The organism is Rhizobium sp. CB3171, from assembly GCF_029714265.1.
Classification (GTDB): domain Bacteria; phylum Pseudomonadota; class Alphaproteobacteria; order Rhizobiales; family Rhizobiaceae; genus Rhizobium.
The window spans coordinates 2,086,566-2,112,814 of the sequence record NZ_CP121653.1; the positions used below are offsets into that span (position 1 = coordinate 2,086,566).

The following is a 26,249-nucleotide window of genomic DNA, read 5'->3' on the forward strand; positions in this document are numbered from 1 at the left end:
ATCGGAACACGGGAAAATCAATGGCTACGATCTCACTGCGCACACGCGATGGCGAACTTCATCACTTCGAGGGGCGCATCGGCATGTCTCTCATGGAAAACATTCGGAATGCCGGTTTTGACGAACTTCTCGCGATGTGCGGTGGCTGCCTGTCCTGCGCCACCTGTCATGTCTATGTGGAGGGCCTCCCGGTCGAGGGGCAACTCCCGGATGCCTCGATAGATGAAAGCGAATTGCTGGAGGGGTCGGATTATCGCGAGCACAATTCCCGCCTCTCCTGTCAAATTCCTTTTGACCAGGCTTTGGATGGCATCGTCGTGAGGATTGCTCCGGAGGAATAGTCGCCGCAAGGATGCACCCTGTCGGGGCGACCCGGCTCCCTTCCTACAGGCTTATCTCAAAGGCCGACAGATCCGAACTCGGCCAGCGGGAGGAGTAATGTTGGCGGCTTGACGCGGTCGTTGTTGCGATCTCGTCAAGCCGCATTGCTATTATCTCTGCCATGGCTGAGCACTGAAACTAACCCTCGATTTCGGCTGGCCACGTCGACATTATTGCCGCATAGTCTTCCACCCAGAGAGTACCACGGGCCCGCGTTGGAGGCTTAGGATTGCGGTCTTTCCATTACAGCAATTGTTGCGCTGCAGCCGCCCGCTGCACAAGGCTGTTGGGTGACGGTTCTTCATAGGTTCGCCGGGAGAACACGACCGTAAATAGTGGCCGTGTAAATCCCGACGCATTTTGTTGCCGTAAGGCTGGTGCAGATAGAGCCGCTTTCGCGGTGGGAGGCCTGCAACAACTCCGCTCGTCGCACGGCTGCGCGCGTATCCTGCCTAGCCGATCATCGGCAAGAGCTCGCTGACCGATTTCTTCGCATCACCGTAGAACATGCGGGTGTTCTCCTTGAAGAACAGCGGGTTCTCGATGCCGGAATAACCGGTGCCCTGACCACGCTTGGAGACGAAGACCTGCTTGGCCTTCCAGACTTCGAGCACCGGCATGCCGGATATCGGCGAATTCGGATCTTCCTGCGCCGCCGGGTTGACGATGTCGTTCGAGCCAATGACGATGACGACGTCGGTATTGGGGAAGTCGTCGTTGATCTCGTCCATTTCCAGCACGATGTCGTAGGGAACCTTCGCTTCGGCAAGCAGCACGTTCATGTGGCCGGGCAGACGGCCGGCCACCGGATGGATGGCGAAGCGGACGGTCTTGCCGGCAGCCCGCAGCTTGCGGGTCAGTTCCGAGACCGACTGCTGCGCCTGGGCCACCGCCATGCCGTAGCCCGGCACGATCACGATGCTGTCGGCCTCGTCCAAGGCGGCCGCGACGCCCTCGGCACTAATGGCGATCTGCTCGCCGATGATCTCCATCTGCGCGCCGGTGCTCGCGCCGAAGCCGCCGAGGATGACCGAGACGAAGGAGCGGTTCATCGCCTTGCACATGATGTAGGAGAGGATCGCACCAGAGGAGCCGACCAGGGCGCCGGTGACGATCAGGAGGTCGTTGCCAAGCGTGAAGCCGATCGCGGCTGCCGCCCAGCCGGAATAGGAGTTCAGCATCGAGACGACGACCGGCATGTCGGCGCCGCCAATGCCCATGATCAGGTGATAGCCGATGAAGAAGGCAAGTGCCGTCATCAGGAGAAGCGTCCAGACACCGGCGCCGTTGAAGTACATCAGCAGCAGGATCAGCGAGGCGATCGCGGCGCTCGCGTTGAGAACGTGCCCGCCCGGCAGCTTCCTGGCCTTGCCGTCCAATTTGCCGGCAAGCTTGCCGAAGGCGACGACCGAGCCGGTGAAGGTGACCGCACCGATGAAGACGCCGAGGAAGACCTCGACCTTCATGATCGACAGTTCCACCATGTCCTTGTGGGCCAATATGCCGGCAAATCCGGTGAGGGCTGCGCGGGAAGCCTCGTCGAGAGAAGCGACATGGGCCGCTTCGAGATGGGCATTGAAGCCGATGAACACGGCGGCAAGGCCGACGAAGGAATGCAGCGCCGCAACGAGCTGCGGCATTTCCGTCATCTGCACCCGGCTCGCCACATAATGGCCGAGCACTGCGCCGCCGGCGATCATCAGCGCGATGATGAACCAATTGCCGACGGTCTTGTCGATCATGGGGCCGAAGATCGTGGCAACTACGGCAAGGGCCATGCCGACAATGCCGTACCAGACGGCGCGCTTGGCGCTTTCCTGGCCGGACAGGCCGCCGAGCGAGAGGATGAAGAGAACCGCTGCCGCAACATAGGCGGCCGATACAATACCGATGGTCATTGTGAAGATCCCTGCCGCTTAAGACTTCTGGAACATGGCGAGCATGCGCCGGGTGACGAGGAAGCCGCCGACGATGTTGATGGTGGCGATCAGCACCGACAGCGCCGCCAGCGTCACCACCAGCCCGTTGCCCGAGCCGATCTGCAACAGTGCGCCGAGGATGACGATGCCGGAGACGGCGTTGGTCACCGCCATCAGCGGCGTGTGCAGCGAATGGCTGACGTTCCAGATCACCTGGAAGCCGACGAAACAGGCGAGCACGAAGACGACAAAATGGCTCATGAAGCTCGACGGCGCATAGGCGCCGACCAGCAGCAGAAGTGCGGTGCCGATGACGAGCAGGATGCCCTGGTTCTTGGTCTGCGCCTTGAAGGCGGCCAGTTCCCGGGCCCGCTTTTCCTCCGGCGTCGGCTCCTTCACCTTTTCCTTCGGCTTGGCGGCGGCGATCGCCTGCACCTTCGGCGGTGGCGGCGGATAGGTGATTGCGCCATCCTTGGTGACGGTCGCACCGCGGATGACGTCATCGTCCATGTTGTGGACGATCACCCCGTCTTTGCCCGGCGTCAGATCCGTCAGCATGTGGCGGATATTGGTGGCATAAAGCGTCGAGGCCTGCGCCGCCATGCGGCTCGGGAAATCGGTGTAGCCGATGACGATCACGCCATTGTCGGAGACGATGCGCTCGTCGGGGACCGTCAAATCGCAATTGCCGCCACGTTCGGCGGCCAAGTCGATCACGACCGAGCCCGGTTTCATCGCCGCCACCATATCGGCAAGCCACAGCTTCGGCGCATCGCGGCCGGGGATCAGGGCGGTGGTGATGACGATGTCGATCTGAGGCGCCAGTTCCCGGAACTTGGCAAGTTGCTTCTCGCGGAACTCCGGCGAGGACGGTGCGGCATAACCGCCGGTCGCAGCACCATCCTGCTGTTCTTCGCCGAAGTCGAGGAAGACGAATTCCGCCCCCATGGATTCGATCTGCTCGGCCACTTCCGGGCGCACGTCGAAGGCATAGGTGATGGCGCCGAGCGAGGTTGCCGTGCCGATCGCCGCAAGCCCTGCGACACCGGCGCCGATCACCAAGACCTTGGCCGGCGGCACCTTGCCGGCGGCCGTCACCTGACCGGTGAAGAAGCGGCCAAAATTATTGCCGGCCTCGATCACCGCACGATAGCCGGCAATATTGGCCATCGACGACAGGGCATCCATCTTCTGGGCTCGGCTGATGCGCGGCACCATGTCCATGGCGATGACGGTCGCTCCGCTGGACCTGGCCTGGTCGAGAAGGTCCTTGTTCTGTGCCGGGTAGAAGAAGGAGATCAGCGTCTTACCCGGTGCCAGCCGATCAACCTCTGCGGCTTCGGGCGGACGGACCTTGGCTATGACGTCGGATGTCTCGTAGAGCAAAGCCGCGCTGTCGACCACCGTGACACCCACGCCACGATAGGCCTCGTCCGAAAATCCGGCCGCTTTTCCAGCGCCGGCTTCGATCACGCACTCGTAACCGAGTTTCTGCAACTGAAGAGCGGCCTCTGGTGTCAGAGCTACCCTCAACTCTCCAGGGGCCGTTTCCCTGGGAGATCCAAATTTCATCATTGCTGAACTTCCGGCGTAGCCGGCTCCTCTATCCCAATCCCCGTCGATGGTGAAAAGACCAAATGGGTGGCGAAAACGAGCAAACCGAACCCATTTTGTCTAGTGCACGGAGGCGTAAATTTGCAGGTTTTTGTCGCACTCAGGACTTCTTAAATCGATTTTTACTTTGCAACCGTTTTAATAGACCACGACGCCGCGGATGCTTTCGCCCTTGTGCATCATGTCGAAGCCCTTGTTGATGTCCTCGAGCGGCATGGTGTGGGTGATCATCGGGTCGATCTGGATCTTGCCCTGCATGTACCAGTCGACGATCTTCGGCACGTCGGTGCGGCCACGCGCGCCGCCGAAGGCCGTGCCCATCCAGTTGCGGCCGGTGACGAGCTGGAACGGACGGGTCGAGATTTCCTGGCCGGCGCCGGCAACGCCGATGATGACCGACTTGCCCCAGCCGCGATGCGACGATTCCAGCGCCTGGCGCATCACCTTGGTGTTGCCGGTGCAGTCGAAAGTATAGTCGGCCCCGCCGATGAGGTCGCCATTGCGCTTCGTCAGGTTGACGAGATAAGGCACGATGTCGTCGCCGACCTCCTTCGGATTGACGAAATGCGTCATACCGAATTTCTCGCCCCAGGCCTTGCGGTCGTTGTTGATGTCGACACCGATGATCATGTCGGCGCCGGCAAGCTTCAGGCCCTGCAGGACGTTGAGGCCGATGCCGCCGAGACCGAAGACGATCGCCGTCGAGCCGATCTCCACCTTGGCGGTGTTGATGACCGCACCGATGCCGGTGGTCACCCCGCAGCCGATATAGCAGATCTTGTCGAAGGGAGCGTCGGGATTGACCTTGGCAACGGCAATCTCCGGCAGCACGGTGAAATTGGCGAAGGTCGAGCAGCCCATATAGTGATGGATCTTGTCCTTGCCGATCGAAAAGCGCGAGGTGCCGTCCGGCATCAGGCCTTGGCCTTGCGTGGCGCGGATCGCGGTGCAGAGATTGGTCTTGCGGCTGAGGCAGGAATAACATTCGCGGCATTCGGGCGTATAAAGCGGAATGACGTGATCGCCCTTCCTGACCGAGGTCACCCCCGGGCCGACATCGACGACGATGCCGGCGCCCTCATGGCCGAGGATCGCCGGAAACAGGCCCTCCGGATCGGCGCCCGACAGGGTGAAATCGTCGGTATGGCAGATGCCGGTCGCCTTGACCTCGATCAGCACCTCGCCGGCCTTCGGGCCTTCGAGCTGAACGGTCATGACTTCCAGCGGTTTACCGGCGGCAACGGCTACGGCGGCGCGTACGTCCATGATTAATATCCTCCTCGTTTGTTCTGAAGGCAGCTATAGGGCACGTTGCTGCGGTCCCAGACAAATCGCATTTAACATACCAAAAAGAATTTGCATACTAAAAAGTATCTGGAATTCGACGGTTGGTCGGCTCATTTTGCGGGCTGATCACGGCTTTCTCCATGTCATGAAAAAGCACCGTCGATTTCAGCCGACGGTGCCCTGCATGTCTGAATAATCTGAGATCTCGGAGCTTACTTAGCCCTGATGCTCACGGCCTTCAACTTGGATCACCAGATCGACCTCATCGCCGATCATGCCAAGTGCAGCCTTCATCCCAAAATCGCTTCGCTTCACTTTCGTCGTTGCGCTGAAGCCTACGACATGGCTCTTGTCCCAAGGATTCTGGCCTTCCTTGTTGAACGTCACATCCAGGGTTGCGGGCTTCGTCACACCCGCGATGGTGAGATCTCCGACAATTTGGCCTGTCGTATCGGTCGTTTTCTTGAATTCTTTGCCGACGAATGTGATTTCCGGAAACTCCGTAGCATTGAACCAATCGGCCCCCTGGATGTCGCCGTCGCGCTGCTTGTTGTTGGTTGATATTCCCGCAACGCTTACCTTGACGGCGAGACTGCTGGCATCCGGTTTCGCGGAATCGAAATCGAAGGCTCCGGAAAACTCCTTTGCCACGCCGATAACGCGGGAAAAGCCCAGATGGTCGATATAGAATGCTATCCCGGAATGTACGGGATCAATGTCGAACTTCGTTGCCCATGCGGGGTTTCCCGCCAGCGTCAGCAGCGGCGCTGAAAGCAAGAGTGCTGCAAGTCGTTTTTTCATTTCCATCTTCCTCCTCAGTTAAACAGGGAAATCCGTGCCGTAGTTCAGGAACGCCACCAGTGCCGCCAATACGGCCGGCGCGACGGCGAACGTGATGTAGACAACGAGACGGGCAAAGGGCTTTGAAATGCCGATCCGACGGCATACGCGTTCCGAAACGAGCGGCGGGAGCACGACAGACAAGGCAAGCACAGCAAGAGCAACCAAATCGGTCTTGCGGGTAACCAGGACGACGGTGTCTGCGACCGATAGCAGCCCTCCAAGACCTCCCAGATAGGATACAGGCCCGAAGCGAAAGGCGGGCTTGGTCACATGCAGAACCAGAACTCCGAAGGAGGCGGCTGCATAAAGGAGGCAAAGCTGAAAAGTGGAAGACGACGCGCCAAGCAAGGCGATGGGGGCAAAGCCCAATGCAAGCACCGCAACACCGCCGCCCCGCCTGACATCGTCATCGCTAGCTTCTCCATTCCCGAAGAGAACGAACGCCATGACGGCTAAGCCCGCAATCGCCGCGAACAGAGCCTCCAACGGCGCTGCGCCCAGGATCGGCTGGCCGATATAGAGGGCTGCCGCGATAGGTTGGAGCAATACGAGTATCTTTCCGAGACGCTGCAGCCCGCTGAATTCCAGGACAATGCCGACAAAGGTGCCCAATAGAGCGATAAAGAAAATCTTGTTGACGGCACCGACGGGAGGGAATTCGGGTATCTTGTTGTAGACGAACCAATAGGCAGCCAGAAACGAAACCGGCATCAGAAGGTCGGTGGCCAATATGGCTTTCCGCCATCGCATGAAAGCCGAAACCACCGCCGCACCTGCAATGAAGGCAAGCACAGACGCGGCCATGATCTCCTGTGGGGAGTTGCCGAACCCTAGCATTTGAGCTTTTCCGATTATTACCGAGTGAAACGAAGATCGCACGCGATCTAGCGCGCGTTGCGACGTCCGCGAACGCCCTCAGGCCATGGTGGATGCAGGTTGATTCATTTTCCCCTCCCTTGACCGCCGCTCCTCAACGGCGTGGTCATTTTGACCAAGATACCATATAGACTTCACATACCATACAGTTTTCGAATTCAAAATAGTCTTCGAAATTTTTGCTGTCAAGTCGGAGAATTGGTTGGCCGGCCAGGGGAAGTGTAAGAGCACACCGCGTCCTGCCCGAATGCCTTGAGGGCGTTCGGACGGGACGCGCGATGGAACCGCCTAAAACTGAGAAGAGGCCGCGTGGCTTAGTTTACGCCTGAGATCGATTTCGCTTCCTGCGAAGAGCGGTACATCGCCCCGAGGACGATCCGCACCATGTCACCCGGCGCGCCATCCTTCAGGAAGCTCGAAATACCGCCATAGGTCAGCTCAAGGACGATACCGCCGACGTAGAATGGGGTTGCAGGCGACCGCATCGTGAGATCGAGTTTGCGTATCAGGATTTCACCCACGCCTTCCCACTGATCGCGGAAAAGCTTGATGTGACGATCGCCAAGCGTCTTGTCGTGCTGGGCCATTCTCAAAAGCTCGATTGCGAGCATACCCCACTTGCGATCATCTCCGCGGTTGTTGGCCCAATTTGCCAGCACGTCGATCAATTGCATCGGGTCGTCGTATTTCCCAAGAAGATCGGTGAGTTCGACCACGTCCCCGCCTGCATTTCCGGCGAGGAGCTGGAGGAAGATGTCTTCCTTGTTGGTGAAGTTCGAATAGAAAGCGCCCTTCGAATATCCGGCCTCTTCCGCGATGCGCTCAATCGACGCTCCCGCGTAACCAAACCGGGCCATAACTTCGTAAGCAGACTCGAGGAGCTTTTCCTTCGTCCTAGCCTGACTCTGTTCACGTGTCAGCCGTGCCATCGCGATTCCTGTTCCTACAGTATCTAGAAACTGAGGCGTACCTCAAAATGCAATGATCATACAATAGCCAATAGCAAACAAATGAGCGCCCAGAAGATCGGATATTCCGGCCCCATCTTCTGCCAGCGCCAATTCGGGCCATTGATTTTCACAACTGCATAGGCAGCGCCCAGCATAACGACTGCGCCCACCGCCGCAGCCATGCGCGGGTAGATCGAAAAAACGAGACCGATCGCGGCGACGGCTTCCATCACCATCGTGAAGCCAACGAACAGCTTGGCGGGACGGAAACCGGCATTCTCGAAAGTCCCGGACGCCTTCTCGTAATGCAGTCCCTTTCCGATCAGGTGAGGCAAGAACCAGATGCCGCAAAGGAGGCGGAGCCACTCAACTAGATCGATATGCATTTGCTCCTCCTTGGACGCCCTGGCGTCTCCATTTTCCTTGGCTGCGAGAAAAATTGTGGCTTTCTTCGCTTGCCTTTTCGGATACCAAACGGTATTCACAATCTATATCGAATGTCAATACGATGCATTTTTTGAGAATGGGAGGATGGTTATGAATACGATGCGTGCTGCGCGGCTGCATGCGGTAGGCCAACCGATGAGCATCGACGAGGTCGAGCGCCCCGTCGCGATCGGAAGCGATGTTGTTGTCCGGGTAAAGGCTTGCGGAATGGTGCCGAACCTTGGGAACGTCCTGGCGAATTGGGAGACGTGGTATCCGCAAATGCCGCTGCCGCCGCGCCCCGCAATTCACGGCCTCGATCCCAGCGGGATCGTCCATGAGGTAGGTCCGCAGGTCGTCAGCGTTAAGCCAGGCGATCGCGTATATGTTAATCCGGGGCGCTTCTGCGGGGCTTGCCATCATTGCTCGTCGGGAAAGCCGCAAGCTTGCGAATATTGGACGCTCGGCGGCTATTTTGGCTATAATCCCAATAGCTTGGAAATGTTCGCACGCTATCCGTATGGCGGCTTCGGCGAATACATGCTCGCTCCCCAGGCGCAGATCGTCAAAATTCCCGACAATATGAGTTTCGTGCAGGGGTCCCGTATGGGCTACCTCGGAACGTCCTACGCAGCGTTGAAAAAGTGCGGCCCTCTGATGGGCAAAACGCTGATCATCAACGGCGCAACCGGAACCTTGGGCCTCGGCGCAACACTGTTCGCTCTGGCGATGGGAGTTGCCAAAATCTATGCCGTCGCCAGAGGCGAGAAGCTGCTCGAGAGGCTGAGGGCGATCGCACCCGACAGGATCGTGACGTTTTCCAATGCCAATGGATCCTCCGGAGCCTTCGTCAAGAAACAGACCAACGGCAGCGGCGCCGATCTGATGCTCGACACGCTTGGGGCGAAAGCGCCGCTCGAATCCATGTTGGATGCGATGGGTGGCGTCAAGCGCGGGGGCCGCATCGTGAACATCGGTGGCACCTCCGGCGAGCTCCCCGTGGACGTCAAATGGTGGATGGACGAGCAAATGGAATTGATCGGCTCGGTCTGGTTCACGGCGGCCGAAGGGATGGAGATCGCCGCCATGGTCGAAGCGGGGATCATCGATCTGTCGGTCATGTCGCCGATGGTTTGGCCGATCGAGAAAATCAACGAGGCGATTTCCGGCGTCGGCAAGGACGAGGGCGGCTTCACCTACTACGCCGTCGAATTGTAGTCGGGAGATCGGCACATTCCCATCGGTAACGGTCGAGCGGTTGGGGGCAAATCCCTGACCGCGACTGGAGCGATCGCGCGCCGGCGCGGGTTGTCGGGCCGACCCTGTGCACGCAGGAGGGTTATGGCCACTCCTGCGGCTTCATCTCGACATTCATGAAAGACCATTTGAAGTGGCCCGCGGATCGGCTCATTCCTTGATCCGCCGCCTCGATGTTCAGGAAGCCGGGCATGGGGTCCGGCAATTTAGGAGGAAGCACTGATGGCAAGCATCGGAATACATCCCCATGTGGATGGCGGTCTTCGCAAAAGCGGCTCATCGTTTTCGGGAGGCACATTGGTCTGCGAGTGCACCACAAATCCCGTCCGCATCAGGATAAAGGGTGATATCGCCCACAATCATGCCTGTGGGTGCACGAAATGCTGGAAACCAACTGGCGCGAATTTTTCGATCGTTGCGGTGGCTCCTACCGAGACCGTTGAGATTCAGGAAAATGGCGACAAACTCGCTGTCGTCGACCCGAACGCCCTTATCCAGCGACATGCATGCCAGAAGTGCGGTGTCCACATGTATGGTCCCGTGGAACGCGACCATCCCTTCAAAGGCCTTTCGTTCATCCATCCGGAGCGCTTCGAGGAGAGCGGCTGGTCGGAGCCCGGCTTCGCCGCCTTCGTGTCCTCGATCATCGAAAGTGGTTTCGATCCCAGCAAAATGGATGAGGTCCGCACGAGCCTCAAAGACCTTGGGCTCGAACCTTACGATTGCCTGTCACCCGCATTGATGGACTATATCGCAACCTGGACTGCCAAGAAGAATGGAGTCCTGGCAGCGTAAGATGAGGTAAGCCTCCAAGATCGCTGACGCCTTTGGCTTGCCTCGATCACTCGACCGAGGCGAGCGCCACACTTCTTAGCGAAGGTCAGCTTTTGCGCCAGTGGCCGTCGCTATTGCGGACCGGGACGCGCCCTGCTTTCCTCGCGGCTGCGTCTTCCCTCCTCGACCAGCCAGTCACGTACTCGCCGCGCCGGGGTGTTCAGTTCCCGCGATTTCGGCCAAACGACATGAAACGCCAGATTGGTGTTCAGGACATGTCCGCCAACGGCGACCAATGCTCCTGAGGCAAGCTGCTCTTCGATCAGGTGCTGCCATCCAAGCGCCACGCCTTCGCCAGCCAGAACAGCCTGCATGACGAGTACGTAGTCGTTGATTGCCAGTCGCCGAGGCTGGGCAGAGTATCGCACGCCCGCGCTCGCGAACCATTCGGACCAGTCGCAGGCGGCTCTGACCGGCTCTTCGAGATGAATCAATGGCAGCGACAAGAGGTCTTCCGGACGCTCCGGACGTCCGCGTTTTTCGACGAAGCCGGGACTGGCAACGGGAAAGACGATCTCTGCGGCGAGCATGGCGGAGTGATAACGCGGCCAGTTTGCCGGGTCACCACCGCGCACGCCGAGCGGGATCGGCTCCTCATCCAAATCAAGGTCGCGCATGCTGGTCTGGATACGCAGGTCGATATCCGGAAGGTCGGCCCGCAAACGCGCCAGGCGCGGCAGCATCCACATGGAACCGAAGGCGGTCGACGCCGCCAGCGTGACGTTCGATTCACGTCCTTTCGTTCGAATGTCTTCCGCCGATTTCTGTATGCGCGATAGTCCCACGGTGACATCCGCGTGGAAGCGCTCGCCTATGTCGGTCAGTTCGACATTGCGATGCCCGCGATGAAAAAGAGGCACGCCAAGCTGATCCTCAAGTTTCCTGACGGCAAACGACACGGCCGCCTGGGTCATGCCGAGTTCTGCGGCGGCCCGGCTGAAATTCTGGTGCCGCCCGGCAGCCTCGAAGATGATCAGCGCCGAGGCTGATGGCAAAAGCCTTCTAAAGGTTTCCATAAGCTCAGTTTATACAAAGACTAAGTTTTTTCCAGCGTTACAGAACATCGAAGTCGACCTAGCCTCTATTCGGATTATGGAGGCGGATATGACCGAGGCAGCAATCGACGAAAAGGCCGGCAGACGCGGACGCAGCGGTCGATCCGCGCGGCGCGACGGCGGCTCGAACCCGCACGGCGTTCCCTATATCGTTCGCAATATTCCGGCCTACGACATCCTTTCGGAGGAAAATCTCCAGAAGATCGAACGGACGGCGGATCGTATCCTCGCGGAGATCGGTATCGAATTCCGTGACGATCCGGCAGCAATCGATCACTGGAAGCGGGCTGGAGCTGATGTCGATGGCGTCCGCGTCAAATTCGAACCCGGCATGCTGCGCGAGATCGTCGCTTCGGCTCCGCATGAATTCACGCAGCACGCCCGCAATCCCGCCAACAGCGTCCAGATCGGGAGCGACAAGGTCGTATTCTCGCCCGCCTACGGCTCGCCCTTCGTCATGGATCTCGACAAGGGCCGTCGCTACGGCACGATCGAGGACTTCCGCAACTTCATCAAGCTCGCCCAGGCGAGCCCCTGGCTGCACCATTCCGGCGGAACGATCTGCGAGCCGGTCGACGTGCCTGTCAACAAGCGCCATCTCGACATGGTCTATAGCCACATCAAATATTCCGACCGCCCCTTCATGGGTTCCGTCACGGCAGAAGAGCGAGCCGAAGATTCGATCGAAATGACGCGCATTCTCTTCGGCGCCGACTTTGTCGACCAGAACTGCGTCATCCTCGGCAATGTCAACGTCAACTCTCCGCTGGTCTGGGACGGCACGATGACGAAATCACTGCGGGCCTATGCCCGCGCCAATCAGGCAGCCGTCATCGTGCCCTTCATCCTTGGCGGCGCGATGGGCCCCGTCACCAATGCGGGAGCGATTGCCCAATCCTATGCCGAGACGCTGGCGGGCTGCGCGCTCACACAGCTTGAACGCAAGGGCGCTCCGGTCATCTTCGGAAACTTCCTTTCCTCCATGTCGCTGCGCTCAGGATCTCCCACCTTCGGCACGCCGGAACCCGCGATCGGCTCCATGGTAGTCGGTCAGCTTGCAAGACGATTGAAACTGCCCCTGCGCTGCGCAGGCAATTTCACCAATTCCAAATTGCCTGACGGCCAAGCCATGCAGGAAGGCCTGATGTCCATGCTGTCCGCGATCCATTGCGGGGCGAACTTCATCCTGCATTCAGCCGGCTTCCTAGACGGGCTTCTCGCCATGTCCTACGAGAAGTTCGTGATGGATACCGACCTGTGCGGCGCGCTGCATTCCTATCTCGCAGGCGTCACGGTCGACGACAATACGCTTGCCTTCGATGCCTTCGAAGAGGTCGGCCCCGGCAGTCATTTCCTGGGTTCGGCCCATACGATGCGGAACTACCAGACCGCCTTTTGGGATTCGACGCTTTCGGACAACGAACCCTTCGAGAAATGGAGCGAGGAAGGCGGATCGACAGACATCGCTACCCGCGCCAATCGCCAATGGAAACGAACGCTCGAAGCCTACGAGGCGCCGCCGCTCGATGTCGCCGTTGACGAGGCCCTTTGCGACTTCATGGCGAGACGCAAAGCCTCGATGGCTGACGGCTGGTACTGACGGGAATTCCCGAAGAATGACGGTTTTGAAAGACCTGCTGCTGCAGCCGCACCGGCTGAGGCATCTACGATGCTGACCCTGATGAGGCGGCACAGAGCACGGGCAAACACGCCGGAAGACGGCATAGCTGATAGAGGGAAGGAAGATTGACCGTGATAGCATCGCCGTCCAAGGGGTACGACTATATCATTATCGGCGCGGGAACTGCCGGATGCGTGCTTGCCAATCGTCTCAGCGAAGACGGAACCGCATCGGTTCTTCTGCTGGAAGCCGGCCCGACAGACCGCAACTGGATCATCCGGATGCCCGCAGGACTGCGCTCGGCGTTCAAGCCGACGAGCAAATATAATTACTGGTTCAAGACCGTTCCGCAACCACACCTGAACAACCGCGAAATCGATCAGCCGCGAGGCCGCGTTCTGGGTGGTTCGTCTTCGATCAACGGCATGGTTTTTCTGCGCGGCAATCCCAAGGACTTCGACGACTGGGCTGAACACGACGGCTGCGATGGCTGGTCCTTTGCCGATTGCCTTCCTTACTTCAAGCGCGTGGAGCGCCTGGACGCGGGAACGGAACCGTTCCGGTCCTCGCAAGGCAACGTCAAGATCAAGCAGCAGAAGGAACTCGGCGAGCTCAACAAAGCGTTTCTGGATGCTGGCCGTCAGGCGGGCTACGAGGAGGTCTCGGACTTCAACGGATTCCGACAGGAAGGTGTGGGCCGGTTCGACATCAGCGTCAGCCAGGGCGTCCGGTCCAGCTCGTCGGAATCCTACCTTCATTCGCAGCCCTCCAGAAAGAACCTGCACGTCCGAACGGATTGCCAGGTTCTGCAAATCCTTTTCCAAGGATCGCGGGCAACCGGCGTCCGGATCAGACGCAACGGTCAGATCTCGGATGTGCATGTTTCACAGGAGGTGATCGTCAGCGCAGGGACATTCGGAAGCCCGCAAATCCTGATGCTGTCAGGGGTCGGTCCCGCCGACGATCTGAGGCGACTCGGCATCGACGTTCGCCTGAACTCTCCGAGCCTCGGGCAAAATCTGCATGATCATATCGAAACCCACATTCAGGTTGAATGCGACCTCAAATACAGCCTTAACCAGTACCTCCGGCTCGACAAGATGGTCACAGTAGGTATGCAGTGGTTCGCATTGAAGAAGGGCGTCGCCTCGGTCAATCAGTGCCATGTCGGAGCGTTCCTTCGCAGCGAGCCGACGGTCACGCATCCGAACCTCCAGATTCACTTTTTCCCTGTCTTCTTCGGGCCGAACTGGATTCCCGATTCCCGGAAAGGCGGATATCGGCTCGGCGTCGGTCCCATGCGTCCGGAAAGCCGGGGATCGCTGCGTCTGCGTTCGTCCAATCTGGCAGATTCGCCGCTCATCGATCCGAACTATCTCGCAACCGATCGCGATCGCCTCGAGATGCTGCAAGGCCTCAAGCTCAGTCGCGAAATTCTGGCGCAGCCCGCATTCGCTCCCTTCCGCATTCGCGAAGACGCGCCTGGCGAGGCCTGCCGAAGCGATGAGGAATTGCAAGCGTTCATCCGGGCCGACGCGTCAAGTTCCTATCACCCCTGCGGAACCGCGCGCATGGGACGGGCGGACGATCCACGATCGGTGGTCGATCTCGATCTGCGTCTGATCGGAACCGACAACGTTCGGATCGTCGATGCGTCGATCATTCCCTCAATCCCGAGCGCAAACATCAACGCGACGACCTTCATGATCGCCGAGAAGGCGGCCGACATCATCAGACGTCGGCCCCGTCTTTCGCCGTCCAAGGTCGACTATTTCAAGGCGCTAGCATAAGGGCAGCGAGTTGCGAGCGAGCGGCGCGAACGCCTCCCGCGACTTCAGAAGAACCGTGTCATTCGATCTGAAGGTCGAGCGTCTTTGCAATGGCTTCGTAGTGTTTTGCGGAAGCGGAATTCTTCTCCGCGGCGTATTTGGAGCTGACCCGCCGCGCGGCGTCAGCCGCGATCCGAAATGCGTCGATTCTCACCTGAGGCTCAAGATCGGTTTGGTCGCCGATGTCGTCACCGCTGAACTTTCCAGCGCGATATCCGTCGCCGAGGTCGACAACACCGAGCTCGGGAACTCCGTCTCGCATCTGCCCGAAGAATGCCGGTCCAATGCGATCACCGTCCCGACGCCGCAACATGCCGGCCCCGGAGGCCTTGCCGTCAACGCAGGCGCCCGTCCAAAAGGTAGGCCCGATCGTCAAGGAGGTTGGGATCACGAATTTGCAGTGACTGGCGGGATCCTGTGACCAATGCCAATTTTCCGATCCGGCAATGGCGCGGTCATGGGCGAACAGCAGTGCTGCCACTGCAATGCAAGTAGTCAGGGATGTTGCATTCATTCAGACAAACTCAGGTTGTTTCTTTCGCCATCTACTCGTCAGAAATTCTCGAATATCGGATTCTCCCACCGGTGGCGAATAGAAATAACCTTGTACTATGTGACCACCCAGATCCTTAAGTGCGGCCAATTCTTCCGTTGTCTCAACACCCTCGATGACGCCTCACAAGGCCCAAACTGCCTGTATCGAAATCATCGAGCGGCATGTCGTAGCCTCACGTCTGCGCACCTAAAACCTGTGCGGCCTCAGAGAAGTTAACCGCGGCTCGTAAGCGTGTATCTCTCGGGCTTTCCCCAAAAACGCTGCGGTAAACTGCGGAAAACCTGCCCGGATGGAAGAAGCCCCATGTCGTACAAACCTCGTGAACCGACTGCTCGTTTAGGGGATCTTGTAGCTGGTTGCGAGCGGCTTGCAGCCTGATTGTGCGCAGATAATTGCCCGGCGAGGTTCCCCGGAAGGCCTTGAAGCCCATTTGCAGCGTGCGAAGTGAAACGCCGACCTCATCCGCGACCGTCGACATGGTGAAGGGCTCGGCGATGTTGGCGTGCATATAATCGATAGCGCGTCGGACATGCCAAGGTGCGATCCCATGCACTTTCTTGTTTTCCAAATGCCCGGAAAGACGATGCTGGGCAAATCGGATCACAAGAAGCGCGAGCGTTTCGCTTATCGTCGACACGGCAAGGGGCGAGGATAGAAGCGGGCCGCCATTGCGCATGCCCTGCACGATTGTTTGCGCCGTGTTGCCAATAAGCCTGCCCGCCGGCGTTGTGAGGTCCAGAACGGGGTCGAGGTCGAGCGACTCGAGCATCGGCGCTTCGACAAGCGATGCAAGCGTTCGGCTCACCACTTTCCAATCCAGAAAAAGAACGTCCGAGCAGTGCGGATCGCCTTGGACGACACGCTCACCAGCCTCATGGTTGTTGATCATGAGAATACGACCGGGTCCACCTTCGACCGTCCTCTTTCCGACGTTCACTCGAAAGGATCCGGTGTGCGGAATATTGAAGGCAAGATGTTGGGGAGTTTCATCGAGCGTTCGAACTTCCCAGGGAGTCCGGTAGATCGAATGAAGCGCTGTCAGCGTTCCACTTCTTCTCAGATCCGCCGCCCAGGAAAAGGCCCGATCATTGCCCAGCGGCTTCGCGTCAAAGACTCCATAACCTGTCGTAAAGGCTTGCACCATCGATTCGAAGTCACTGCCTTCATGCGTCGGCGTAAAGCCATAATCACGCTCGCGGGGGCGCGCTGGATTTTCAGATCTCAACCATACCATGCAGCTCGATTCTTTCTCCTTTCCACAACCCGCCGGCCAAGCGCCCTCTCCTGCCACACCCGGAAATAGTCCCCCTCGTCCCGCAAAATGCCCTCATCTCGGCTGGTTTGGCCGACCTTGATGAGGTAAGCAGGACCTACAAATACGGGGTCAATCCTCGGTTTGACAGAAGCAGAGCATTTCCCTCGGCAGGTTTCACACTTGCAGTGTAAATCAAAATGATGCGAAAATGAAGTACGTTCCTCTAAACCATGTGGCTGCACATTTTTTGCGGGATGCTCAACCAGCACGTGTTGCGTCACGCAACGAACGAGATCTGTTGCGACTAATCTGGAAGTCTCCCGGGATAGAGCGTTCCGATCTGACCGAGCCGCTCGATCTGACCCAGCAATCGTTGCATAGGATTGTTTCGCGGCTTCACGATCGAGGGATGATTGTCTTTTCTCCATCGGAGACTCGGCGTCCCGGACCGCCGAGCCCGGAGCTCACTCTTTGCAGGGACTGGTGCTTGACCCTCGGCATCTCGGTGAATGTCGGCACGATCGGCCTCTGCCTCATGGGTTTCGGAGAGCCCCTGGAACACATGGAGATCGCGCAGGCCGGATCGTCGCTGTCCGCGGAGATGGGGCGGATCGAAGCGGCGGTCGAAGAGCTTCTTGCCCGCCGTGGCGCCAAACGGCGGAACGTCCTCGGTGTCGGTCTGGCGGTCGCAGGCCATCGTATGCTGGACACGGCCTTCAATTGTCCTTTACCGCTTGCTCACTGGTCATTGATCGACCTGGCGCCTGTGCTTGGAGAGCAACTCGGCTTGCCGGTCTGGGCCGACAATGTCGCCAGAACCGCCGCTTTAGCCGAAGCAATTTTCGGAGTCGGCCGCAATACAGCAGATTTCGCTTACATCGCCCATCTGCATGGCTACGGCGGCGGCCTCGTTTCCGGCGGCATGCCGTTTCGCGGCAGTTTCGGTAACGCCGGCGAATTTTCCGTTCTCTTCAACCGTCCGGACTACGAAGAGCGCCCTGCACTCAGCCTGTTGCTTGAACATCTGCGCGCTAAAGGGCGGTTGGATTTGACGCTGAGGGATCTGAAAAACGATCGGTTGATGGATTGGGACGGCGTTGCGGAATGGGTCGACCGCGTCGCCCCGGCCCACAATCGCGCCATCAACGCGATCTGCGCGGTCTTCGACCCAGCCTTGATCGTCCTTGGCGGTGAACTCCCGCATTCGCTGGCGAGAATGCTCATCGAACGGACGGAATTCAACAATCTGCCTCGGCATGGCGTATTGCGCGACGTCCCCAGGCTTGCCGTGGCGCAGGTCATCGATGCCCCCGGCGCAATCGGTGCGGCCTTGATCCCGCTATTCGAGACCGTTTTGTGAGATCATAGAAGCCAGGCGCTTCCGTATCCTCCCGGCTTATCGCTGCATCATGATATCATACAGCCGCTTCTGCGCCTCGTTGGGAGACATGTTCTTGTTGTTAAAGAAGTCGCCGACCACGCCAATCCAGCCTTCCGACATCTGGCTCGGCATTGCTTGCGACTGGGCGCTGACCTCGCCCTTCTTTGCCCGGATCATTTGCAATCCAAGCTGACCGCAGCGATCGAGACCTGTCGGATCGACATCGGTGCGAACCGGAAGAGATCCCTTGATCCGGCTGAAAGCGACTTGATTGTCTCGATCAAGGATCATGCGTGCAAACGCCTTTTGCGCATCTGCCGTGCCATCGCGGTTCGTCAGCGGAAAGGCGAAGGCATCAATGACCATGAAATACGCAATTGAGGTGCCGGGAACGAGCGTGCAGTCGAAGTCATTATCGACCGCATAGCCCCGTGCGATAAGTTCGCCTTTCGCCCAGTCGCCCATGAACTGCATGCCAGCTTGACCGGCGCCAACCGCTGCCGTGGCATCTGCCCAGGTCTTGTCTTTTCGCGTGGCGAACGGTTCTACATACTGCGACAACCGCGCAAGCATTTCCAGTGCCTCGACCATACGCGGATCCTGGACCAAGGCCGCGTCACCACTCATAAGGCGTGCATATCCCTCCGGTCCGAACTTCTGATAGATCATGTCATTGAAAATGAGGGACACTTCCCACCGTGAACCGCCGAGTGCAATCGCAACATGTCCGGCGGCTTTGATCTTTTCGGCGATGGCGAAAATATCATCCCAGGATGCCGGCACACTCAAGCCGGCGTCATTGAATATCTTTCTGCTTGTCCATAGCCAGTTTTCCGCATGAATATTGGTCGGCGCGAAGTACACTTTTCCTTGGTACGATATCCGCTCAAGGACCGTCGCGGGAATGATGTCCCGCCAGTGATCTGCCTGCGCAACGTCGTCGATATCCTGCACGATTCCCATCTCGGGCAGTTCGCGCGATCCGATATTCGCGTTCCATTGCATCACCGCCGGCGGATAGCCATTGGCGATCCGATCGCTGACAACGCGCTGGACGGCGACCTTGTTCTGGGCAGGCATGTCAGCCCACTGATTGCCAGACGCCGTCCAAGCTTTTCGAAACACATCGAGCGCTGCAGATTCACTTTTCGATATCCAGAAATGCACGACGTCCACCGACATTCCCTCGCCGGCAAACGCTGGCATCGAAGTGCCTGTGACCATCAAAGCAACCGCAAGCCATGCCCGCATCGTTCTATTCATCTGCTGTTCCGTCATCGATAAGTGTCGTTCGATCCGCCAAATGCGGAAGTCCTTTTGAAAGTTACGCTACGATCCGCCGCTTGCGCAGCGGTGCGATGGGCGTGCCCCGGTCAGCGGCAGTCAGGCGGTCAACCGCCGCCGAGGCGGGTTCGGGCTTGGCAAACAGATAGCCCTGACCGACCTCGCAGCCGGCGCGCAAAAGGAAATCGCGCTGCGTTTCGGTTTCGATGCCTTCCGCGACACAGCGCTTGCCGAGACTGCGGGCAAGATCGATCATCGCCCGCACGATCTGCTCCGATCGGACATCGCTGCCGAGATGGGCAACGAAACTGCGGTCGATTTTCAGTTCATCAAATGGAAAGTCACGTAAATGCACGAGTGACGCGAAGCCGGTGCCGAAATCATCCAGAGACACCGACATGCCTCGTTTTCGAAAGCGAGTGATCGTCTCCAATATCTGGCTGGAGCCACGATTGAGGAACACATCCTCCGTCACTTCGACGGCAAAATCGGGCCATTCAAGCTCATTGGCTTTGATCGCTGCAGCAATGAGATCATAGCCGTCGCCACCGACCAGCAGGACCTCCGGAAGGTTGACGGCCACTGATCCAGGACGCAGCCCGGCAATCTTCCATGCCTTGAGGTCCTGTGCGACTATATTGACCACGCAACGCGTCATGCTGCTGATGAAATGGGATCCCTCCATGAGCGGCAGAAAGCGCCCCGGCGGGAGGATGCCGAGCCGAGGATGATGCCAGCGCACCAGCGCCTCGAAGCCCAGGTGTTCTCCGGATTCGAGATTCACTTTCTGCTGATAATGGACCACGAATTCGTTGCGGTCAGCCGCGAAGGCCAGGGCGGCCGCTAGTTGGTTCTCCTCAAGACGTTGCGCAAGGGATGCTTCGTCGAAGATCACTGCGGTATTGCGCTTGGCTTTGGCGGCATAAAGCGCCAGATCGGCAACGCGCATCAGCGTTGCTTCCTCTGCGGCATGCGTCGGTACAACCGCTCCGCCTATGCTGGCTGAGACCGGTAGAACCCGACCGTCGAAACGAAATTCCGTTGCAATCGCTGCGACCGCGCGCTTGGCGAGCGCTTCCAGCGGCGTAAGATCGGAAAGCCCGGGGAGCAGAATGGCAAACTCGTCGCCACCAAGCCGCGCCACGATATCGGTGGAACGAAAGGTTCCTTTAAGCGTGTGAGCGACATGGCGCAGCACCGCATCGCCCGCCGGATGTCCCGAACTGTCGTTGACTCCCTTGAAATGATCGAGGTCGACCAGCAGCATCGAAAAGCCCGTACCGGTTTGGGCGAGCGACACAAAAGACTGGTTCAGCGCTTCGTTGAAGGAAGAGCGGTTGTTGAGACTGGTAAGCGCATCGGTGTGGGCTTGATGGGTTAACCTGGTCTCGAAATCCATGGTTCGCCGGTGCTCGTTGCGAAGCTTCTTCAGAAGCGGCATAAAGAGGACGGCAGTCGCCAGAATGAGCGCCGTGGCTGTCAGGGCAAGGAGCACCGCGCTGATCAGGCGCGCATGGTCTATGCTTCCATCGCTGCGATCATGCGAACTGTCGATCAACTCGCTGAACCGACGCATGAGGAAGCTATCTGAAGACGCCGCAAAGTCGATCGGCCCCCAGAAGGAATAGCGCTGACGCCTGTCTTCCAATTTTGTCGACACGACCCTGTCGGCCCGTTCGAGAAAATCCTCCAGTCGCCCGGCAAGTTCGACCCGCATCTTTTCCGATGCGACATCGCGTGGATTGAGCCTCTCCAGAAGATTCCGTTCCAACCTATCATGCAACTCGTTTAGCTGTCCGCTCATGGCGCGGATGTCGCCGATTGCCTTTCGAACGTCCTCAACCATCGGCTCGATGATGTATTCAGGCATATCCGGGTTGATCGAGGCGCTCATAACGGCGCGCGTCTGATTGGCAAGCTGCTGAAAGCGGATGAACTGGCGCCCAGTAAGATAGCTGATATCCTGCTGCAGCGAATGGCGATCGAGTGCGATCTCGACGGTCTGATACGTCGCACCGATCAGCATCGTCATGACAATCACAGCGGCGACATAGTGCCGGCCGATGGAGCGGATATATCCCTCCAACGAGGAGTGGCGTTTGTCGCGCGGGGCGGTCTCGGCGATTTTCGGCATGTCGGTCGGAAGGAGGCTCGTCGGATCCACCGACTTGGCTGCCGTGAGGGCGCCCTCCGGCTGCCACTCGACATGGGAGGCATTGCGCGAAAGTAAGGGCAGCTTCATGGAGATCCTCGTGGCTGCAACGAGAACTGCCATCCATCCGGTCAGTTCTCATTGGGAGAGCCGCGCGACTCATTCGAGCGGAGACTGCAGCGCTCAGCGTCCGGATATCCGAGGGTCGGTGCTGCAGGTGCATTAACCCTTGAAAAGTTTAATAGAATGCTGTGCATGCCATCCCGCACCGCCCTTGTTGCGCAATATGGATATGGCACGAAAAAAATGGATAATTCTGACTAGGCGTCGACCCACAAACCTCATTTGCCAAGTAGACGGCTAGAGCCGCCCTTTGGATGTCCGTTTGTCGTGCTCGACTGGCGGCGAGTGGACATCATGCCGAGATAAACGCGAGCTCTTAGGGAGCCCGCGTCAGGTAGAATTCAATCCATCACTTCCAGCTCGTGTAGTCTGAAGCGGTGCATCCGAAAGGCGCCCGTTGATCGCCGAAACGCTTCTTGAGCTGATCGCAGCCCCATAGGTTAAGGGGAGCCGGCATCATATTGTTGATATCCATGGCAGGCGAAGTGAACTGCGAATCCGCGCTGGTCACATACCAGAGCCAATAGCCAAAAACGCAGCCGACGATCAGCAGCACGACGAGGAAGAATCTGGCGAGCCGCGCCCAGATGGTCGGCCCTTTCTTTCTCTGCGCGAGGAGCTGCGGTGGGCGCCCGCCGAGTTCGGCAACCAGCGGCGCAAGGGCTGTTGCTCGCTCTTCCGTCGCCATGTCAATTCGCTCCAGACGCTCATCGAGAAGCACCGGTAGAGCCGTGCCTCCATGCCACACGGCGAGTGCCACGGCCTTGCCGCCCTTTTCGCCGATGAGCAGAGGTTCCTGCCCGGGCTCGAATTGTGTCTGTGCCGTTCGTCCGGTCTTTCGGCCGGCTATCTTGTCCGCATAAGTCACCGCCAATCGCTCGCGCCGCCGATCGAATGCCGTGATTTCCACCGGGACCGGCACGAGTTGAGCGGGATGGCGCAGTTGCCCGCGGACACGCATGGCGCGCAAGATCTGAAAAATTATGGTGATGGAGGCACCGCCGAGAACAGTAACGAAAACGACAAGCGTTATGATTCGGTTCCAGAGCATATCAATGCCGAGGCTAAGGGTCGCCAAATCCGGGTGGTCCCCGGAAATGACGAGATTCGTTTCATAATCACCGACATGGAGGTCGACAAACATGATCTCTACATCCTTGTCATAGGTCTGAGCATTGTACGTATAGTTGAGATGAGCCGAGCAGGTGGTGAAGAAGCCCTTTTGGGTCGAGCATTTTCCGTCGCGAATATCCCCGCTATCAAGCATGACGGGATTTTGATTGATCACCCAATCCCTCAGGATGCCCGGCACTTCATAAACCGCCATGAAAACGGTCAGGCCGATCACTATCAGCAACGAGAAGTAGCTGATTTTCGGCGTTGAAATCACGCCCTGAGCAAGCATGAGAGCTCTCTGGGGAAGCTGTATCGTCGGGGATGTGATCATTGTCAGCCTGAAACTCCGAGTGGTTGCGTAGGCATCCGCAAAGCAAGGGCGAAGCGGAAGCCTCGCAAAATCCTGGGGTTCGACTTTGCGCCCACATTTTTCAGCACGGAAAAATAGACATTTTTCCTCGAAGCTCAATATTCGGTTGTGTGACATCCACTGACTTCATGGGCGACCACAAGCATTTTGGCGGCCGCCGGCGAGCGAGGTCCGATGCAGTTTCGGACTCGGCCGGCGGTTCGTCCAACCGCAGTTCTACGACCTCTTCCCGTCCCGCCTTACTGCCTTTTGAATGCCGGCTTGTGATCACCGGCGATGGTCTCGCCAAATGGACCGGTATTGACCAATGAACTTGCGGCCTTGACGGGATGGGCAAGTGGCAGATGAGGCAGAACCAGTTCGCCGAAGCGATAGGCCTCCTCCAGATGCGGATAGCCCGACATGATGAAGGTATCGATGCCGATCTCGCGGTATTCTTCCATCCGCTGCTTTATCTGATCCGGGTCGCCGACGAGCGCGGTGCCTGCGCCGCCTCTGACCAGGCCGACACCTGCCCATAGATTTGGACTGACCTCGAGCTTGTCTCGCTGACCGCCATGCAAGCGGCTCATGCGGTTTTGGCCGACGGAATCCATTCGCTCGAACACTTTCTGTGCCTTGGCGATCGTCTCGTCGTCCAGAAATTGAATGAGGTCTTCAGCCGCCTGCCATGCCGCTGCGGCCGTCTCACGCACGATAACGTGCAGCCGGATACCGAAAGTAACCTCTCGGCCCTCCCTGTCCGCCAGCGCTCGCACCTCGGCGATTTTCTTCGCCACCTCTTCCGGCGGCTCTCCCCATGTCAGGTACTTGTCGATAGTGCGGGCGGCGATTTCCTGCCCGATGCCGGAAGAGCCACCGAAATAAAGCGGCGGGTGCGGCGTCTGATACGAAGGATAGAGCACCGAACCGTTTTCGATGTCGAAATGCTTTCCCTTATGGTTCACCGTCTCGCCACGCAGCAGCGCCTTGTATATGTGGAGAAATTCCTCCGTGATCTCGTAACGCTCGCTATGCGCATAGTGGATGCCATCGCCTTTGTTCTCGACGGGATCGCCACCGGTGACGACATTGATCAGAAGCCGGCCCTCCGAGATCCGGTCGAGCGTCGCCGTCATACGCGCGGCAAGCGTCGGCGAAAGCAGACCTGGCCTCACGGCAATCAGATAGCGCAGCTTCTCCGTCAGCGGCGCCAGCGCTGAGGCAACCACCCAACTATCCTCGCAGCTTTTGCCGGTCGGGATCAGCACACCGTAATATCCAAGCGAATCCGCTGCTTGGGCCACCTGCTTCAAATAGGCGAGATCCACGTTGCGCCCGCCGAACGAGGTGCCGAGATAGCGGCTATCGCCATGGGTCGGCAAAAACCACAGAACGTTGACCTTTTCGGGAGCAGAACTCATCGGAATGTCTCCAGAATAAGCGAGTGCGCGCCCAGCAGCCTTGCGACCCCAAACCTTTTCGTAATGCTCATGTCAGACCCTCTATGCAAGATTTGCCGAGGGTATGAAGCTTCACGCTTAATACATAGAATTAGTGTTCTATTTTATCTGCAAATCGCGGAAGAAGATGGTTCAGGTGAGTGCAATCGAAGCAACGGCATGCCGCGAGCGGAACCAGGCGCGCGAAGCTTGATGCTTTCTCAACGTCCTGCCAAGGGACGCACGGATCGCAAGAAGGTCCGCGCGATCTCGATAGCCTGCCCCATCGTGCTCCATTGCGCCGTTCAACGTGTCGAGCACGGGCCGCCGGAGCAAGACTTTCCAAATTGCATTAAAACTATAGAAATTACCGCCTTAAGAAATGCGCTGACTTCGCGCACCTATTACCCGTTATTTCAAGGAGGCCCCCATGACCGTAATAACGGGACGCATAGCGCCTACCCGGCTTGTGCCCACTCGATTGGAGAGCGACGAAGAGGCGATTGCGGCGGCCCGCACACTCGCCGGTCGGTTCGCCGCGAGCGCCGCCCGGCGGGATGCTGATCGCATTCTGCCTTTCGACGAGCTCGATCAACTGTCACAGTCGGGGCTTCTCGCAATTGCCGTGCCCGCCGAATATGGGGGGCTGGACGTGTCGAATTCGGTGCTCGCGGAGGTGACGGCGATCATCGCCGAGGCTGACGGCTCCATCGGCCAGATTCCTCAAAACCATTTCTACATTCTGGAGGCGCTGCGAACGGACGGAACCGAAGAGCAGAAGCGCTTTTTCTTTGGCCGCGCGCTCGCCGGCGACCGCTTCGGCAATGCGCTGTCGGAGCGCGGAACGAAAACGGTTGGTCACTACAATACCCGGATAGTGGGTGACGGCTCCGGCTACCGCTTGAACGGGAGAAAATATTATTCGACCGGAGTGCTTTTTGCCGATTGGATCACAGTTTTCGCGCTTGATGCGGATGACAGGTTAGTCATGGCTTTCGTGCCGAAGGGGACGGAAGGCATAGAAATCATCGATGATTGGGACGGCTTCGGTCAACGCACGACGGGCAGCGGCACGACTGTTCTCAATAATGTTTACGTCAGTGCCGACGCGGTCGTGCGCCATCACAAGGGGTTCGAACGTCCGACGACGATCGGCTCGGTCGGCCAGATCATCCATGCCGGCGTCGATCTCGGTCTTGCGCGGGCCGCCTTCGCCGAGACGATCAGCTTCGTGCGCACCAAGTCCCGCCCCTGGATGGATAGCGGCGTGGACAAAGCGTCGGACGATCCACTGACGATCGCGAAGGTCGGCCAGATCGCGATCAAGCTCGAGGCCGCCGCCGCACAGGTCGAACGCGCCGGTACCAAGGTCGATGCTGCCCAGATCGAAACGACTGAAGAGAGGGTCGTCGAGGCGACGATCGCCGTTGCCGCAGCAAAGGTGTTGACGACGGAGATCGCCATCGAGGCTTCCAATACCCTCTTCGAACTCGCCGGCACCTCATCCGTGCAATCGGGCCTCAATCTCGATCGCCACTGGCGCAACGCCCGCACGCATACGCTCCACGATCCCGTGCGCTGGAAATACCATGTGGTCGGCAACTATTATCTGAACGGCGTCCTGCCGCCCAAAAACGGTGCTCTCTAATTCCTCCCCGGGCAAGCGAAAGCCCCATGCCTACCTTTAGGCATGGGGCTT

General features: G+C 58.6%; 21 protein-coding genes. 7 read left to right on the forward strand and 14 right to left on the reverse strand.

From position 1 onward, the window contains the following. The first annotated feature begins 20 nt into the window (after positions 1-20). Positions 21-341 carry a 2Fe-2S iron-sulfur cluster-binding protein gene (locus tag QA648_RS28820; RefSeq protein ID WP_260304355.1) on the forward strand — a complete coding sequence of 107 codons (321 nt, stop codon included), beginning with the start codon at positions 21-23 and terminating at the stop codon, positions 339-341. Positions 342-833: 492 nt separating this feature from the next. Here QA648_RS28820 and QA648_RS28825 read toward each other — a convergent pair whose 3' ends face one another. The 7 genes from QA648_RS28825 to QA648_RS28855 form a co-directional block, all read right to left on the reverse strand. Continuing rightward, on the reverse strand, positions 834-2,279 hold the full coding sequence (locus tag QA648_RS28825; RefSeq protein WP_283052289.1) for an NAD(P)(+) transhydrogenase (Re/Si-specific) subunit beta: 1,446 nt from the start codon (positions 2,277-2,279) through the stop codon (positions 834-836). Between the two features lie 18 nt (positions 2,280-2,297). Next, positions 2,298-3,872, reverse strand: a complete 1,575-nt coding sequence (locus QA648_RS28830) for a Re/Si-specific NAD(P)(+) transhydrogenase subunit alpha (protein WP_283054297.1) — start codon at positions 3,870-3,872, stop codon at positions 2,298-2,300. A 180-nt stretch (positions 3,873-4,052) separates the two neighbouring features. Continuing rightward, positions 4,053-5,180: an S-(hydroxymethyl)glutathione dehydrogenase/class III alcohol dehydrogenase gene (locus QA648_RS28835; RefSeq protein WP_283052291.1), complete on the reverse strand. Its 1,128-nt coding sequence runs from the start codon at positions 5,178-5,180 to the stop codon at positions 4,053-4,055. 237 nt (positions 5,181-5,417) lie between these two features. Continuing rightward, on the reverse strand, positions 5,418-6,002 hold the full coding sequence (locus QA648_RS28840) for a YceI family protein (RefSeq protein ID WP_104827956.1): 585 nt from the start codon (positions 6,000-6,002) through the stop codon (positions 5,418-5,420). A gap of 18 nt (positions 6,003-6,020) precedes the next feature. Continuing rightward, positions 6,021-6,848, reverse strand: coding sequence for a hypothetical protein (locus QA648_RS28845; protein ID WP_283052294.1), 828 nt, complete (start codon positions 6,846-6,848; stop codon positions 6,021-6,023). Between the two features lie 386 nt (positions 6,849-7,234). Next, positions 7,235-7,849, reverse strand: coding sequence for a TetR/AcrR family transcriptional regulator (locus QA648_RS28850; protein WP_283052295.1), 615 nt, complete (start codon positions 7,847-7,849; stop codon positions 7,235-7,237). Between the two features lie 56 nt (positions 7,850-7,905). Further along, positions 7,906-8,256, reverse strand: a complete 351-nt coding sequence (locus tag QA648_RS28855; RefSeq protein WP_283052297.1) for a DoxX family protein — start codon at positions 8,254-8,256, stop codon at positions 7,906-7,908. Positions 8,257-8,407: 151 nt separating this feature from the next. Here QA648_RS28855 and QA648_RS28860 point away from each other — a divergent pair, with 151 nt between their 5' ends. Continuing rightward, entirely contained in the window at positions 8,408-9,514 is a 1,107-nt protein-coding gene (locus tag QA648_RS28860) for an alcohol dehydrogenase catalytic domain-containing protein (RefSeq protein ID WP_283052299.1), read from the forward strand. Between the two features lie 261 nt (positions 9,515-9,775). Further along, a complete protein-coding gene (gene gfa / locus QA648_RS28865) occupies positions 9,776-10,348 on the forward strand; it encodes an S-(hydroxymethyl)glutathione synthase (RefSeq protein ID WP_283052300.1) in 573 nt (190 codons plus the stop codon). A gap of 110 nt (positions 10,349-10,458) precedes the next feature. Here the strand turns inward: gfa and QA648_RS28870 are convergent, their stop codons facing one another. Next, positions 10,459-11,403: a LysR substrate-binding domain-containing protein gene (locus QA648_RS28870; RefSeq protein ID WP_283052301.1), complete on the reverse strand. Its 945-nt coding sequence runs from the start codon at positions 11,401-11,403 to the stop codon at positions 10,459-10,461. An 88-nt stretch (positions 11,404-11,491) separates the two neighbouring features. On the opposite strand from QA648_RS28870, the gene QA648_RS28875 reads away from it, so the two are divergent. Next, positions 11,492-13,042, forward strand: a complete 1,551-nt coding sequence (locus QA648_RS28875; RefSeq protein WP_283052303.1) for a trimethylamine methyltransferase family protein — start codon at positions 11,492-11,494, stop codon at positions 13,040-13,042. Positions 13,043-13,194: 152 nt separating this feature from the next. Continuing rightward, on the forward strand, positions 13,195-14,853 hold the full coding sequence (locus QA648_RS28880; RefSeq protein ID WP_283054298.1) for a choline dehydrogenase: 1,659 nt from the start codon (positions 13,195-13,197) through the stop codon (positions 14,851-14,853). Between the two features lie 58 nt (positions 14,854-14,911). Here the strand turns inward: QA648_RS28880 and QA648_RS28885 are convergent, their stop codons facing one another. Both QA648_RS28885 and QA648_RS28890 read right to left on the reverse strand, forming a co-directional pair. Then, positions 14,912-15,406 carry a hypothetical protein gene (locus QA648_RS28885; protein ID WP_283052306.1) on the reverse strand — a complete coding sequence of 165 codons (495 nt, stop codon included), beginning with the start codon at positions 15,404-15,406 and terminating at the stop codon, positions 14,912-14,914. A 214-nt stretch (positions 15,407-15,620) separates the two neighbouring features. After that, positions 15,621-16,682: an AraC family transcriptional regulator gene (locus QA648_RS28890; protein ID WP_283052308.1), complete on the reverse strand. Its 1,062-nt coding sequence runs from the start codon at positions 16,680-16,682 to the stop codon at positions 15,621-15,623. Positions 16,683-16,911: 229 nt separating this feature from the next. Here QA648_RS28890 and QA648_RS28895 point away from each other — a divergent pair, with 229 nt between their 5' ends. Then, on the forward strand, positions 16,912-18,063 hold the full coding sequence (locus QA648_RS28895; RefSeq protein ID WP_283052310.1) for an ROK family transcriptional regulator: 1,152 nt from the start codon (positions 16,912-16,914) through the stop codon (positions 18,061-18,063). A 36-nt stretch (positions 18,064-18,099) separates the two neighbouring features. On the opposite strand, the gene QA648_RS28900 is transcribed toward QA648_RS28895, so the two are convergent. From QA648_RS28900 to ssuD, 4 genes are all read right to left on the reverse strand, one after another. Continuing rightward, complete coding sequence (locus QA648_RS28900) at positions 18,100-19,308, reverse strand: ABC transporter substrate-binding protein (RefSeq protein ID WP_283054299.1); 1,209 nt, start codon at positions 19,306-19,308, stop codon at positions 18,100-18,102. 100 nt (positions 19,309-19,408) lie between these two features. Further along, the gene (locus QA648_RS28905; protein WP_283054300.1) at positions 19,409-21,502 is read right to left on the reverse strand and encodes an EAL domain-containing protein; all 2,094 of its coding nucleotides are present in this window, start codon (positions 21,500-21,502) and stop codon (positions 19,409-19,411) included. A gap of 490 nt (positions 21,503-21,992) precedes the next feature. Then, complete coding sequence (locus tag QA648_RS28910; protein WP_283052312.1) at positions 21,993-23,048, reverse strand: hypothetical protein; 1,056 nt, start codon at positions 23,046-23,048, stop codon at positions 21,993-21,995. A 320-nt stretch (positions 23,049-23,368) separates the two neighbouring features. Further along, positions 23,369-24,532 carry an FMNH2-dependent alkanesulfonate monooxygenase gene (ssuD, locus tag QA648_RS28915; RefSeq protein WP_260304369.1) on the reverse strand — a complete coding sequence of 388 codons (1,164 nt, stop codon included), beginning with the start codon at positions 24,530-24,532 and terminating at the stop codon, positions 23,369-23,371. A gap of 448 nt (positions 24,533-24,980) precedes the next feature. Here ssuD and QA648_RS28920 point away from each other — a divergent pair, with 448 nt between their 5' ends. Then, positions 24,981-26,198, forward strand: coding sequence for an SfnB family sulfur acquisition oxidoreductase (locus QA648_RS28920; RefSeq protein WP_283052315.1), 1,218 nt, complete (start codon positions 24,981-24,983; stop codon positions 26,196-26,198). The last annotated feature ends 51 nt before the right edge of the window (positions 26,199-26,249 follow it).

Bases quoted from the DNA above. Each gene is read 5' to 3' on its own strand.
- QA648_RS28895 (WP_283052310.1), top strand. From the start codon at position 16,912: ATGAAGTACGTTCCTCTAAACCATGTGGCTGCACATTTTTTGCGGGAT.
- QA648_RS28900 (WP_283054299.1), bottom strand. From the start codon at position 19,308: ATGGTCACAGGCACTTCGATGCCAGCGTTTGCCGGCGAGGGAATGTCG.
- QA648_RS28855 (WP_283052297.1), bottom strand. From the start codon at position 8,256: ATGCATATCGATCTAGTTGAGTGGCTCCGCCTCCTTTGCGGCATCTGG.
- QA648_RS28910 (WP_283052312.1), bottom strand. From the start codon at position 23,048: ATGCTTGCTCAGGGCGTGATTTCAACGCCGAAAATCAGCTACTTCTCG.
- QA648_RS28860 (WP_283052299.1), top strand. From the start codon at position 8,408: ATGAATACGATGCGTGCTGCGCGGCTGCATGCGGTAGGCCAACCGATG.
- ssuD (WP_260304369.1), bottom strand. From the start codon at position 24,532: ATGAGTTCTGCTCCCGAAAAGGTCAACGTTCTGTGGTTTTTGCCGACC.
- gfa (WP_283052300.1), top strand. From the start codon at position 9,776: ATGGCAAGCATCGGAATACATCCCCATGTGGATGGCGGTCTTCGCAAA.
- QA648_RS28905 (WP_283054300.1), bottom strand. From the start codon at position 21,502: ATGCCGAAAATCGCCGAGACCGCCCCGCGCGACAAACGCCACTCCTCG.
- QA648_RS28920 (WP_283052315.1), top strand. From the start codon at position 24,981: ATGACCGTAATAACGGGACGCATAGCGCCTACCCGGCTTGTGCCCACT.
- QA648_RS28850 (WP_283052295.1), bottom strand. From the start codon at position 7,849: ATGGCACGGCTGACACGTGAACAGAGTCAGGCTAGGACGAAGGAAAAG.
- QA648_RS28820 (WP_260304355.1), top strand. From the start codon at position 21: ATGGCTACGATCTCACTGCGCACACGCGATGGCGAACTTCATCACTTC.
- QA648_RS28840 (WP_104827956.1), bottom strand. From the start codon at position 6,002: ATGAAAAAACGACTTGCAGCACTCTTGCTTTCAGCGCCGCTGCTGACG.
- QA648_RS28845 (WP_283052294.1), bottom strand. From the start codon at position 6,848: ATGGCCGCGTCTGTGCTTGCCTTCATTGCAGGTGCGGCGGTGGTTTCG.
- QA648_RS28830 (WP_283054297.1), bottom strand. From the start codon at position 3,872: ATGAAATTTGGATCTCCCAGGGAAACGGCCCCTGGAGAGTTGAGGGTA.
- QA648_RS28885 (WP_283052306.1), bottom strand. From the start codon at position 15,406: ATGAATGCAACATCCCTGACTACTTGCATTGCAGTGGCAGCACTGCTG.
- QA648_RS28870 (WP_283052301.1), bottom strand. From the start codon at position 11,403: ATGGAAACCTTTAGAAGGCTTTTGCCATCAGCCTCGGCGCTGATCATC.
- QA648_RS28825 (WP_283052289.1), bottom strand. From the start codon at position 2,279: ATGACCATCGGTATTGTATCGGCCGCCTATGTTGCGGCAGCGGTTCTC.
- QA648_RS28890 (WP_283052308.1), bottom strand. From the start codon at position 16,682: ATGGTATGGTTGAGATCTGAAAATCCAGCGCGCCCCCGCGAGCGTGAT.
- QA648_RS28835 (WP_283052291.1), bottom strand. From the start codon at position 5,180: ATGGACGTACGCGCCGCCGTAGCCGTTGCCGCCGGTAAACCGCTGGAA.
- QA648_RS28875 (WP_283052303.1), top strand. From the start codon at position 11,492: ATGACCGAGGCAGCAATCGACGAAAAGGCCGGCAGACGCGGACGCAGC.